Origin of the sequence: Draconibacterium sp. (assembly GCF_041583095.1) — a bacterium.
Taxonomy (GTDB): domain Bacteria; phylum Bacteroidota; class Bacteroidia; order Bacteroidales; family Prolixibacteraceae; genus Draconibacterium.
The window spans coordinates 1-12,165 of sequence record NZ_JBFHGM010000152.1 but is presented as its reverse complement, the minus strand read 5'-3'; the positions used below and the strand labels follow the sequence as shown (position 1 = coordinate 12,165).

At 43.3% G+C, this 12,165-nt stretch carries 12 protein-coding genes and 1 other RNA gene; 11 read left to right on the top strand and 2 right to left on the bottom strand.

Features of this window, described 5'->3' with window-relative positions; genetic code table 11:
- From ABZB17_RS14235 to ABZB17_RS14185, 11 genes are all read left to right on the top strand, one after another.
- A partial coding sequence (locus ABZB17_RS14235; protein ID WP_372651004.1) for a hypothetical protein occupies positions 1-1,164 on the top strand: 1,164 nt, incomplete at its 5' end.
- Between the two features lie 39 nt (positions 1,165-1,203).
- A complete protein-coding gene (locus ABZB17_RS14230) occupies positions 1,204-2,379 on the top strand; it encodes a hypothetical protein (RefSeq protein WP_372651003.1) in 1,176 nt (391 codons plus the stop codon).
- A gap of 2 nt (positions 2,380-2,381) precedes the next feature.
- The gene (locus ABZB17_RS14225) at positions 2,382-2,708 is read left to right on the top strand and encodes a hypothetical protein (protein WP_372651002.1); all 327 of its coding nucleotides are present in this window, start codon (positions 2,382-2,384) and stop codon (positions 2,706-2,708) included.
- A gap of 2 nt (positions 2,709-2,710) precedes the next feature.
- Positions 2,711-4,960 carry a hypothetical protein gene (locus ABZB17_RS14220; protein WP_372651001.1) on the top strand — a complete coding sequence of 750 codons (2,250 nt, stop codon included), beginning with the start codon at positions 2,711-2,713 and terminating at the stop codon, positions 4,958-4,960.
- Entirely contained in the window at positions 4,960-5,718 is a 759-nt protein-coding gene (locus ABZB17_RS14215; RefSeq protein WP_372651000.1) for a hypothetical protein, read from the top strand. The genes ABZB17_RS14220 and ABZB17_RS14215 overlap by 1 nt, the downstream gene beginning before the upstream one ends.
- A gap of 1 nt (position 5,719) precedes the next feature.
- The gene (locus ABZB17_RS14210) at positions 5,720-6,136 is read left to right on the top strand and encodes a hypothetical protein (RefSeq protein ID WP_372650999.1); all 417 of its coding nucleotides are present in this window, start codon (positions 5,720-5,722) and stop codon (positions 6,134-6,136) included.
- Between the two features lie 21 nt (positions 6,137-6,157).
- Positions 6,158-8,920 (top strand): hypothetical protein, encoded by a 2,763-nt coding sequence (locus tag ABZB17_RS14205; protein WP_372650998.1) that lies wholly within the window; start codon positions 6,158-6,160, stop codon positions 8,918-8,920.
- A gap of 56 nt (positions 8,921-8,976) precedes the next feature.
- Positions 8,977-9,213, top strand: a complete 237-nt coding sequence (locus ABZB17_RS14200) for a hypothetical protein (protein ID WP_372650997.1) — start codon at positions 8,977-8,979, stop codon at positions 9,211-9,213.
- Positions 9,194-9,643 (top strand): N-acetylmuramoyl-L-alanine amidase, encoded by a 450-nt coding sequence (locus ABZB17_RS14195; protein WP_372650996.1) that lies wholly within the window; start codon positions 9,194-9,196, stop codon positions 9,641-9,643. Before ABZB17_RS14200 ends, ABZB17_RS14195 begins: the two co-directional genes overlap by 20 nt.
- An 85-nt stretch (positions 9,644-9,728) precedes the next feature.
- Positions 9,729-9,983, top strand: a complete 255-nt coding sequence (locus tag ABZB17_RS14190; RefSeq protein WP_372650995.1) for a hypothetical protein — start codon at positions 9,729-9,731, stop codon at positions 9,981-9,983.
- A gap of 85 nt (positions 9,984-10,068) precedes the next feature.
- Positions 10,069-10,503, top strand: coding sequence for a hypothetical protein (locus ABZB17_RS14185; protein WP_372650994.1), 435 nt, complete (start codon positions 10,069-10,071; stop codon positions 10,501-10,503).
- 88 nt (positions 10,504-10,591) lie between these two features.
- On the opposite strand, the gene ABZB17_RS14180 is transcribed toward ABZB17_RS14185, so the two are convergent.
- Both ABZB17_RS14180 and ssrA read right to left on the bottom strand, forming a co-directional pair.
- Complete coding sequence (locus tag ABZB17_RS14180; RefSeq protein WP_372650993.1) at positions 10,592-11,812, bottom strand: tyrosine-type recombinase/integrase; 1,221 nt, start codon at positions 11,810-11,812, stop codon at positions 10,592-10,594.
- Between the two features lie 127 nt (positions 11,813-11,939).
- Positions 11,940-12,165, bottom strand: a transfer-messenger RNA (tmRNA) gene (gene ssrA / locus ABZB17_RS14175); the annotation flags it as partial.

The following is a 12,165-nucleotide window of genomic DNA, read 5'->3' as shown; positions in this document are numbered from 1 at the left end:
GCAGGTGTAAACTACATGCTGGCTATTTGGAAAACCGGAATTAACCTGGTTAAAACACAACTTACTGCGCTTTGGCAAACGTTAAAATTCGGAGGTAAATTAATCCAGGGCATTCTAACATTCGACCTGGACCTGATAAAAGAGTCGTTCAATAATGGAATCGAAACCATAAAAACCAAAACCATTGATAATGCCAAATCTGTTGGAGACGCATGGGCTACCGCATTTAACGAAACTGTCAATGGTAAAATCGAGCCGGTTAAACAGATCGTAGAAACCCAGGCTAATAATACCATATCCAATACGGTTAAAACGTCATCTGCAGGAACTGGCTATTCTGCCGATGATGGATTGGCGAAAAGCCTGAAAATTGCTACAGAAGCTAATAAGAAGTACAAAGATGTAGTACTGGAGAATGCCGATATAATCGACAAGGCAATTGAAGAGAGTGCAAAAAATCAAACCGCATCGCAAGCCAGGGCGGCAGCAGAGGCCATGCGCAACAGCGAACAGTTTACCAAGTTTGAACAACAGCAGATCCGGAAACGCGAAGAGCTGTATTTAAGTTGGGCACTTACCATCGGCCAAAGCTTTGGCCAGCTGATGGCCGATTCTGAAGCAACGTTTAAAGATTATCTGAAACAAACTATACTGATGGCCCTCGATGCCTTGCATCAATTCTTTTTAATCGAAAAGGCAAAAGCCATTATATCCGAGGTGGCAACCAAAGGACCGTTGGCATTAATTACTGCAGGCTTAAAAGTTGCAGCTATGGAAATGGCATACCAGGCCGTGCGTGGTGTAGTAGCTAATAATCTGTACACAGGTGGTTATACCGAACCGGGAGGCAAATACGAGCCTGCCGGTGTGGTACATAAAGGTGAATACGTGGTTAACCAGGACGGGGTAAATAATCCATCCGTTAAAAGAGTTCTGGATATCATCGAAACAGCACGCAGAAACGGAACCCTGTCATCTATGAACTTGCCGGCAGCTGTATCTGCAAACGCCGGTGGATCTTCCACGCAGGTGGTTGTTTTAGATGCCACCAACTTCGATAAAGCTGTCTCCAGGTTAGAAGGCCTCGAGATCCCATTATCATACAACAAATTCGAAAAACTAGAAAAAGAATACAAACGCCAGCAGCAAGGATCCGGCATCTAGTGTCCTTTCCTGCAGCAGCTGAATAAACAATATTGCAGTATGGCTTTAAACATTACAATACCAGGTGGAGCGGTGCAGTTACAAGGCACCGAAATTCGGGTTAAAATAAATACCGATACCGTACAGGGCGACCTTTACCGGGTGCTGCTAAAAATTACCAGCGAAGATGCCAAGCTCGACGGTATGCCGCAGATCCTCGAGAACATTCCCGATGCCAACGGCGATGCCTGGTTCGACATTTCCGGTTTTCTTTACCGGTATTTTGTACCCTCGTTTTCGTCAACCGGTGGAGTACTGGCCACCGAAAGAGACGATATCCCTGCACTCATTTCGCTCGATATTGGCGAAAGCTATGTCGATGCAAATTCCGTGCGCCAGGAAAACTGGTCGGGGCTTGCCGGAGCACAGTACCAGGTAACAATTCTGCAGGGCGGTTTAGCCGAGTTCGATAAAAATCTGTACACCGAGCAGACCACCAATTGGTACAACCAGTTTATTGTTGGAGGTAAATGGTTAAACACTTTACCATCCGGCGTTAAAATAGCACCTACTGCAGCAGCAAAACTCTGGTGTATGTCGTCGGCAGCGGTAGCACTGAATCTCACTTTTAAAGCCGATTACACACTACAGGATGGAACCACCGGTACCATTACGCAGGCCGTAACCGTTAATCCCGGAAGCATATACGAGTTTAATGTAGATCCGGCAACGCTGGGCCTCGATGTGGCCAGTGCAAACCCGGTAGTAAGTTATGAATGTTACCTCGAGAACACCGGTGTACGGGTAATCGAGAAATTCACTTTCAATATCGATTATACCTGGTACGAATACAATACGCAGGTGTTTGCTTTTAACCGTTACAGTGGGGTAGATCCTTACTGGTTTACCGGTAAAGTAAAAACCAACTTCCCGGCCGAGCATTCAACAGCACAGCGTACCGCACAAAACACCGATACAACCCGGCAGCGCACGCAGGTTATTTCTGCCAAATCCGGACGACGGAAGTGGATCGTTAACACCGGCCATAAATCGTGGGAAGAAATACAGGCGCTCGAGCATTTAATAATGAGTCGTCAGCTGTGGATCCTCGATGCGACCACCGGCTATGTTGTACCGGTAAACATCGAAAACAGCGAAGAAGCTTTGGGAAGTATCGACGATAACCTGCACGATTTCGAGATTGTATTAACGGAAGCCCACAACAACCGCTACTGATTATGGGAGTAACAAAGCGCGATCTGAAACGAATGTTTAAAGGCGATCATCGTATGTCGCTGCTTATCGATATGCTGGAACCGCAGCAACGCGGAGAGATCACCTGGGCCATTGGTGAAATACCCACCGGTGTTATCGATGGACAAAACAGAATATTCGAGCTGGCCAACGAACCTGTTGGAGGAGTGGCCCTGCACCTTTATCCAATGACGCGCTTTCTTCCTGATGATTTTACCCTGGACGGGACAACAATAACGCTGGCCGCTCATGTGGTACCTCCAGCTGATGATGAACGAATTTTAGCCGATTACCCATACTTAAAATTGTAACAATGAAACGAATAATTTTAATACTGCTATTGCTGGCACCGGTATTCACCTTTGCCCAAACCATGCGCTGGGAACGCATTAAACCAATCAGCGACCAGACAGAACTCCTCACACCTGACACTGCAGACTTTTTGCTGGTAGAAGATGCTACGGATGGCCTGCGTAAATCGCTAAAGATTATAACCCTGCCATTGTCGCAGGCGGCGCAAGATAGCATTGAAGCTTTGTGGAGTGTGATTGATGGTCTTTCTACCAGCTCTCATCCTGCACTTACAAAAACAGGCTCAGCCACATTCGGGCAATTAGATGTACTTAACCAAGTGTTGAACTTGGATAAGATTGATTTGGGGAATTCGGGGCACGTTGCAGGGGTTTTGCTCGATGCTAATATTTCAAGTGCTGCAACATGGAATGCCAAGCAAGACGCAATAACGGCAGGTAACCAATTGTCATTTTCAGGTAATACGTTAAACGTTTTAGACGGTTCAGGGAGTGGTTTAGATGCTGATTTATTACGCGGAATAACGCCAAGCGGATTTGATAGGGTAACAAAATATGACGGTGTAGAAAATTCCGTATCGGCAAACGATATGACACAGAACGGGACATATTTCGCAACGGATAACGCCTATACAACTACTTCATTTACCGATTTACCTTTTACAGTTGGAAGCGGCGGTTTCACTCTTTACAATATGAGAATTGGAACAGCTTACAATTTTCAAATGACGCGAAAATATGGGGCAAATTTAGATTTTTACATACGATCTTCATATTATTCAGGGGGCAAAGTTTACGAATCTTGGAAAAAACTATGGGACGAAAGTAATTTAACAAGTTTGTCACAACTAATTAATAATGTTGGTTTTATTACATCAGAAACAGACCCAACGGTTAATAATTCTATTATAACGTTACAACGAAACGGTGTTGATATTGGGAATTTTAATCTAAATCAATCGATTAATGAAACATTTAATTTTATTGATAATAACACAACATATACAAGTAGCGATTTTAACCACAATAGTTTAACAAATACTCATAACTTAACTACAGACATTGACCACGATCAATTAACAAATTTCCTACAGTCAGAGCATTTTACGCAGTCTGAAATTAGTATTACTAAAAATCAGATATCAGATTTTGGAGATTATTTATCGCGTTCAGGCGGTTCTATGTTAAACACAAATTTAGTGACAAACTTAAACGCTAACTATCTAAAAGGGTTTAGTACAGGTAGTGGCGATTATACTAATAGTTTTATACCGGTTGTTAAAGTAGATGGCGGCGGTGAAGTTGGCAGATACTTTGATTTTCACGATAATACTACAACTTTTGTTGATTATGATGTGCGTTTTTTTGTAAATGGGGGGGCCTCTAATGGCGCCGGGAGTTTAACAATCCATTCTTTAAACACATCTGTTACGGGGAATTTTACGGCGACCAATTTATCAGGAACAAACACAGGCGACCAGGTAGCCAGCGATTTTAACCACGACAGTTTAATAAATACTCATAACTTAACTACAGACATTGACCACGATCAATTAACAAATTTCCTACAGTCAGAGCATTTTACTCAGTCTGAAATTAGTATTACTAAAAATCAAATATCAGATTTTGGAGATTATCTATCGCGCTCAGGCGGTTCTATGTTAAACACAAATTTAGTGACAAACTTAAACGCTAACTATTTGAACGGCAAGTCAAATGCTGATTTTGATAGAGTAACAATATTTTCAGGTGCTGAAAGTTCTTTTTCTGCAAATGATATGACCAAAAACGGGACATATTTAGCAACGGATAACGCCTATACAACTACTTCATTTACTGATTTACCTTTTACCGTTGGAAGTGGGGGGTTTGGTCTTTACAATATCAATTATGGAACAAATTATAACATGCAATTAACTACAAAGTATGGAAATGGTAGCATGTTTCGGCGAAATTCATACTATTCAGGCGGCAAATATTATGGACAATGGAAAGAAATTTGGGATTCGGGAAACCTTAATTTGTTTGACGGAACCGAAGATATAGACTTAAACACTGCTGAAGTCAATATAGAAGCCTACAACGCAACCACCTGGAATGGCTCACGAAAAGCGGTAACGCAGGACGCCATGCGCGATAAAATAGAAACTTTTGGAAGTATAGCGACTAAAGGCTATTGGATTGGCACACAAGCCGCTTATGATGCTTTGGGAACATACGATAGCAACACAATTTATTTCATAGAGGATTAATGAAAAACTTATTAGTGGGAATACTACTGCTCCCATTCTTCGCAGTAGGGCAAATAAACGACACCTGGGATGCCGTAAAAGTTGGCACAACCGACATGGGTAAAATTTATGTGGGTAGTACTTTGGTTTGGCAGAAAGCTTCAGGATGTACCTCTCCGTCAGTGAAGGGCGTTCAATATTTTACCCAAACCGTTACAGCAGCTTCAGACAGGACTGTAGGAGTTGGAGGTGCATCAGCTGGTGATTTAGCAATTGTTTTTGCCATATCGAACCCAAATGTTATCGTGTCTGCAAATACATCCGGATTCACTTTAGAAGGAAGTACAAGCACAGGTGAGGATGCAAGAATAAAAGTGTTTTCAAAAGTTTTAGATGCAACTGATATATCAAACGGCAGCGTAAGTTTCCATTACGATAGAGCAAGCAGAATCGCCTTGGTAAATCTTATAGTTGAAAACTATTCAGGTACTGGCAATGTAGGGGTTTCATACAACACAGGCACAAGTATATCATTTTATAATTCATTAGCCGTAGATAATGCAGCCTTGCTTGTTGGTGCTTGTGCAATTGGTATAGGAGAAGATCCAGCATTTACGGGTACTGACTGGACTTCTCAGCATAACCAGACCTATTCAACGCTTAGTTTTAGAGTCGTTGCGACAAATTCAAACACTACATGTAACGGAGAACTGCCATCAAACCAGTTCAATTGGAGCACATCTCAGGATGCAGTAACATTAATTTTAGAAGTAAATTAATATGAAAAAGTACATTTTAATCGCGGTAATCGCCCTGCTAGGCATGGCCACCGCACAAGCACAAACAACCGCTCAGGATTCAATTCAATTAGCAATTGAGGCCGAACAGCAAGCCTACAAAGATTCGGTTACGGCAGCGCTCGATTATCAGTATGCCACGCAAAAAATAACGCTGATGGCCGATAACCTTGTTATGCTTGACACCTTAAAATTCAGGCCGATTGTGATCGCTGATCAGAACAATGTTTATTACGCAACCATCGGGCAGTACGCCGTAGCATTCCAACAATTTCAAGGGCGTATGTGGAATAAACAGCGGGAAGAGGTTCGGTTGAACTTAATAAAAGGCTTACCTCCTGAAATAGCTTTCCGCGATGTAAAAACCGATGTAGCTGTTGATCCGTCCACAGTTAAGTAACAAACTCAATAACAACGCCACATGCTTAGCATCACCATCGACAATAAACCGCTGCTTACCGACAAGAATTTCAGCTGCAGAATTACAGCCAAAAACCCGTTTTTCATGTTCGATGAAATTCGCGGACCGCTGGCAACCGATATCAGCCTCCCGGTTGAAGGTAACCGACAGCAACTTAAAAACCCCAACCAGGTAACAAAACGTGCCACACAAAACGACCGTCATTTTGCCGGTGCAAAACTGTTGCACTTTGGTTTGCCATTGGTTACCGGCGATTTTGTTGTTACCGGAGCAAAAGGTTCTGTCGATGGTTGGATCCAAAACAATGTGGGGAAGCTTGGCGAAGAGCTCCGCGAAAAGAACCTCACAGAGCTCGACTTTGGTGCTGATCAGAATTTTGTAAATAAAACTACATTCGATCCCGATAGCGACGAATGGTGTACCATCCGGTTAATGAATCGCGGCTTTTGGAAAGATAAAGGCCGAATGGTTGAAGGAGCCGATGGGGCCGACGTTGAAGAGCTTACCAATAAGTTCGAAGCTGCAGCCGGCTTTTTCGTTAACCAAAACGATACTGGTGGCGTATTAACTTCGGCCGATACCAATGGTGTGGCCGTGGTTTCACCATTTCCGTTTTTGCACCGGCTTATCGATACGCTGCTCCGGAAGAATGGTTTTTATATTTCAGATAATTTCCTGAAGCTCGATGCCGATCTGAAAACATTGTGTCTGTATCATAACTATAATATCCTGAAAGACACTTCTACACTGGAAGAGCAGGGATTCAACCTGTTTAATTTTTATACCGGCGCTTTTCAGTTCCAGGAACTCAATGCTATTGCTGCATCCACATGGGATTTGGCCGCTTTTAATATTCACGATCTGTTACCTGGTATCGATGTAAAAAAGTTGCTGCTTTCATCACAGAATAATTTCAATACCTTCTTTTGGTTTAATAATAACCGCACCGTTCAGATCATCGATCGCGAAGCTGTTTTAAAAGGAGATCCTTTCGATCTTTCGAAATACCGGGTAAGCGAGTGGCGTGTTGGCGAACGTAAGGATGTAACCTTGAAATTCAGTTGGGAGCATGATAATAACGATTCGGCTTTCAACGAACTTTGGGAGGAGCTGGATGATAAACGTCATAAGATCCTGGATTCAGTTAATTCGTATTCCGACTTAAAAAGCGTATTGCTTCCAAAAGAAGAGGGCGATATTCGCCTGGTGATTAACGAGAACACCTATTACGAATACGGGTGGTTTACCATTAGCGAAGTTACCAACGGGGCAGTAGATAGCGAGGCAGTTGTTAAAGCATGGAAACCTGTATCTATTGGGCTTCAAAACTATTTTTTTAACGATGGCGACAAGGACCAGGAAGAAATAAAAAGCTCCTTTTCAACCTTACGTATGGCTGCTGAAGGTTATCCGGTAGCTTATCAGAATGGCAATTCAAAAGCATTTTCGAGTGTGCGCGAAGAGTTCTCTCCACGCCTGCTATTTTACAAGGGTAATAATAACGGTGGCGATGAAAGTCCGTCCGGGAAGAAATTTGACTGGAAAGGTGATACCGGTTTTGTGTATAATCGTTACCGCTTAACAGCTCCTTTCCTGGCAGGTTGTTTACCCATCGAGGCCGACTTTCGTTTCCCGCCGCGGATCCTTCACTATGTAATGAATAACATCTATCAGAAAATGAAAGACAGCGAGTGCGAATTCCTTATCGAACAGATCGATGCTGATCCCGGTCCGGAGGAAGAAACACTTGTGCAAATTCAGGCATACAAAGTTGAAGATAACTTTTGGGCATTTAATCCTGGTGTTGTTCCTGGAGGCGGTGATGGAACAGAACAAAGCCTGATTCCGAAATTTGTAGGAGTAAACCGATACGGTAAACCATACCTGGTAGATGAAACCGGTAACTTTAAAACCACCTCGGTATTTGGCGATATCTCCACGGCCGATTATGCCCATCATTGTTGTATTGATTACGACGCTGCCAGTAAACAGCTTTTTGTTGGTGGCAACTATGGCTATGTGCACATCTACGATTTAAGCAATGGAATAAGAATGCAAAGTGTGAGGGTTATGGCCACAAGCGAAAGCATTTCGGGCATTAGGGTTACCAACGGCAAAGTAATGGCAGGTATAAATAACCAACGGACATATAAGTGGTTTAATCAGGATGATTTCGACAACTATTCGGCTGCAGTAATAAGCGGCGTGGTTAATGGCAATAATGGGCAGGTAGGATATACGATCCGCGATTTCGAATACTACAACGGCTATTACTACATGTGCTCGAAAGTGGGTGAAATTACCCGATCAACCGATTTGCTTTTTGATAATAACGAGATCCTTGATATTGATGTAGACTTCACGCGAATGGTACAAACCGATTCCAGGCTGTACGCTTTTGCTGTGGAAGATCGCCAGGTTACTGCGCTGAAAACCGATCCAACCAACTGGAGTGATTTCGACTACAGTAACGATGTTGGAACCCGCCATCCGCAAACGTTGGAAGCACTGGCAAATGGCGATGATGTGATTTGTTTGCTTGATGGTTATACAAACAGCGTAATGATTTTAACCGGTGGCCCAACAACACAAACACGGATTGGAATTGGTGGCTATGCCGTGGGAGCCGCAAAAGCCGGTGCCGATGTCTTTCTGGCAAGCGGATCGTTAAATTATAGCTCCGGATATCTGTGGAAACTTAATGGTGTAGTTTCAGAATATCAGTTCCCATTACCCGATTGTATTAGCATTTATGGGTACTGATCTGTCCTTTTGAGATCATCATCCGGGAGCCATATTTGAAATAAAACTTTCGGATGATGATAAATTCTCTCTTGCAATTCGCTACCACTGCCATTGACCAGGCAAAAAACACACTGCAAAATACTGCAGTAGCAATTGGCGCGCCAATCACCGGGAGCGCTATTGGTATTTTCTTCCGCGAAATTATTCCTGTATTAACTGTGGCCTCTCTGATTACCGGTATTGTGCTGGGTATTCTTTCATATCGTTTGAAACGCAAATATTATCAAAATAATGAGCAGAGAAAACATTAAAGTTTGTGTTCACTGCAGTGCAACCAGGAAAGGATCCCGTCTCACTTTCGAGCAGTGCAAAAAAATGCACATCGAAAAAAACGGATGGAAGGATATCGGGTATAACTTCTATATCGAGATTGATGGGTCAATACATATTGGCCGGCCGATGGGTGCCCAGCTGGCCCATGCCAAAGGGCACAATACCGGGTTCATTGCGATCTGTTACGAAGGTGGTCTCAATGCCAGTGGCTTACCTGTAGACACTCGCACCGATCAGCAAAAGCAGGCGTTAATTTCTCTGCGGAACTTTATAGAGCGGGTTTATGATGTTACCGAATGGTTTGGCCATCGTGACCTAAGCCCGGATGTAAACCACGACGGAGTGATCACTCCGGATGAATGGCTGAAAGCCTGTCCATGTTTTGACGTTAAAGCCGAATTCGTATGATACTATTATTTGTTGCAGGTGTTTTTGTTGTGGCGATTACCGCTACTCTTATTCTTTCCTATAAGGATCTTAAACAAAAGCAGAAATGAAAATACCATGGAAAAGCATTACCATTTATTTGGCTGGTATTATAACCGGGTTCCTGGTATTAATCCGTGTAAAGAAACCGGATAAAGTTGTTACTGCAGAAACCTATGTGGAAGACCAGGAACAAAAGATCGGGAAGATAAAACAGAAAGGAGAGGGCAATGGACAGCAGGTTCAGCTTGATCAACAATTATCCCGGAAAGAAATACGAGCTGCCCGGAAAGCCGAAAGGAAGTCCCGGAAATCTAAATAAACGGTGTCCTTTTCCGGCCGGTAAAATCTAAAGAAATTGAGATCCAATTAGTAACGATATAGTTCAATCATTTAATTAAAGTGCTATGAGAAATTTATTTGCAAAGCTTTTAGTTTTCACACTATTTGTTGTGGTTGCAGGCACAATGCAAGGCATTGCCCAGCCGCAGGCGCTCGATGATCCGCCTCAATGTTTCATCCAGGACGGCACCGGAGTTGCCGAAATTGTTTTTACAGTTGACGATCTGCAGGGCGAAGAGCATTTATATGCATCGCTCAGTTCCGATCCGCAGTACGAGTTGGAAGATCCTCCGGCAATTGAAGAAGGAGAATCGTTAGCAGATTACGCAAAGCGGAATTGGAAGTGGCTGGCAACGGTGCTCATCTTACTACTTGAATTTATAGTAAGGCTAACACCCACGGAAAAAGACAATTCTATTCTGGCCCGGTTCCTTGGAATATTCGGAGCTATCGTACCCAATTTAAAGAAAGGAGGCGGGACACATACCCCGTCCACTTAACAATGTAAGCGAATCAGTTTTTTTCATAAGTTTAGGTTTGATTAGTTTTATTGAAAAGGCCCGGTGTTGACCGGGCCTTTTTTATGTTTTAAAATCCCTTTGGCGATGGGAAACTCTCTCGTACATGCGCCGATCGTTCGCCAAAGTGTTGCTTAATATATCGGTAGGTTGAAGTGATATCGGTATGGCCCAGCTGGTTCATCAGCTCAACAATGGTTGCTCCACTCTCCAAAAGCTTCCCGGCTCCGGTGTGTTTAAACGAGTACCACTTGTAACTTTTCGACAGATCAAGATCATCCCGGAAATTATTGAACCGGTTCCGGAGCGTGTTGGTTCCGATCTGTCTGGTACCTGGTCTTCCAAACGGACCAATCAAAAACAATTCCTTACCGAAGGTATGAATTCCGTGTTGCTGCAGCACCTCAAAAAGCTGGGTAGGGATGTCGATCACGCGCTCCTTCCGTTTCTTTGCAATGCTTCTAGGTATCAAAATGGTCCGGGCTCCGAAGTTAATATGCTTCACCTGCAGGTTTAATAATTCGTTACCAGGACGAACAAAACAAAAGTACTGCAGCAGTGCAGCTAAAAACAATTGCGGATCCTGTTCGCGCATAACCGGCAGGATCCTTTCCATATCATCATCTAGAAACGGCATTGCCGAGAAGTCTTCGTCCGTCTCCGGGATATCGATATCGTGTACCGGGTGATCCATAATTACATTCCTTCTCTCCAGGTACCCGAAAAACTTAGCCAGGGTAATCCGGTATTTTTCAACTGTGCGCCTGGCCAGCTGCCGGTCTTCTATCAGGTAATCGAAAAACTTAATGATTATGGTATTGTCGAAAGTAGACAGGTCGTTATCTACCAGTTTATTTTTTTCTAACCAGGCAATAAACTCCCTGATTTTGCCGCGGTAGCTTTCATAGGTCTTTTTGGCTTTCGACTTTTTAACGTGTAAGATATACTCCGAACCATAGAACCGCACGTTCTTGTTTGCTTTCCGCTTACGTCCGTATACCCGGGCAGCTTCATGGTACTCCAGTTCGTCCTCGTAAACTACCTGGTTTTTTATATCGTCGAGTGGAGTCCAGCCTTTATTCAGCTTTGCAGTGTAGATCCTGATCAGCTCTTCGGCTTTTGCGTACCGGGCTTTTTTGGTTTTTAACAGAGATAGATCTTCCTGGTAACGTTTCCGTTTCATCTTTCCGTCTTTAGGATCTCTGTATCCAAATTCAATCCACCACGATTTTGAGATGTCGCCACCGGCATCGTACAGGTAAGGGGTTCTAAAAAGTTTTTTTCTTCTCATATCCGTTAAAATTTCGCGTTCCCCAACGTGAAAAAATTAACCGACAATCGATGAAATACATGCTTTATTTACACTGACATACATTTAGCGTATGTAACTAACTGTAGTACAGTGGTGTTATAAAACATAGTGGAGCTGAGGGGAGTCGAACCCCTGTCCAAACGAGGAAGCTACAAGCTTTCTACATGTTTATCTCTGACTTAATTTTCGAATAGCAGCCGGATCAAAGCCACCAACTACTACCTTATCTCTTTTAATTTCGCAAAAACGCCAGAGCTTCGTTTATGCTAGCTTCGATTTACTTGCACCGCCTGATCGGACCGCTTCAAAGCATTAGCATCCGGGCGATGTCT

Coding starts and splice junctions, on each gene's coding strand:
- ABZB17_RS14230 (WP_372651003.1), top strand. CDS start 1,204: ATGGCTTTAAACATTACAATACCAGGTGGAGCGGTGCAGTTACAAGGC.
- ABZB17_RS14225 (WP_372651002.1), top strand. CDS start 2,382: ATGGGAGTAACAAAGCGCGATCTGAAACGAATGTTTAAAGGCGATCAT.
- ABZB17_RS14220 (WP_372651001.1), top strand. CDS start 2,711: ATGAAACGAATAATTTTAATACTGCTATTGCTGGCACCGGTATTCACC.
- ABZB17_RS14215 (WP_372651000.1), top strand. CDS start 4,960: ATGAAAAACTTATTAGTGGGAATACTACTGCTCCCATTCTTCGCAGTA.
- ABZB17_RS14210 (WP_372650999.1), top strand. CDS start 5,720: ATGAAAAAGTACATTTTAATCGCGGTAATCGCCCTGCTAGGCATGGCC.
- ABZB17_RS14205 (WP_372650998.1), top strand. CDS start 6,158: ATGCTTAGCATCACCATCGACAATAAACCGCTGCTTACCGACAAGAAT.
- ABZB17_RS14200 (WP_372650997.1), top strand. CDS start 8,977: ATGATAAATTCTCTCTTGCAATTCGCTACCACTGCCATTGACCAGGCA.
- ABZB17_RS14195 (WP_372650996.1), top strand. CDS start 9,194: ATGAGCAGAGAAAACATTAAAGTTTGTGTTCACTGCAGTGCAACCAGG.
- ABZB17_RS14190 (WP_372650995.1), top strand. CDS start 9,729: ATGAAAATACCATGGAAAAGCATTACCATTTATTTGGCTGGTATTATA.
- ABZB17_RS14185 (WP_372650994.1), top strand. CDS start 10,069: ATGAGAAATTTATTTGCAAAGCTTTTAGTTTTCACACTATTTGTTGTG.
- ABZB17_RS14180 (WP_372650993.1), bottom strand. CDS start 11,812: ATGAGAAGAAAAAAACTTTTTAGAACCCCTTACCTGTACGATGCCGGT.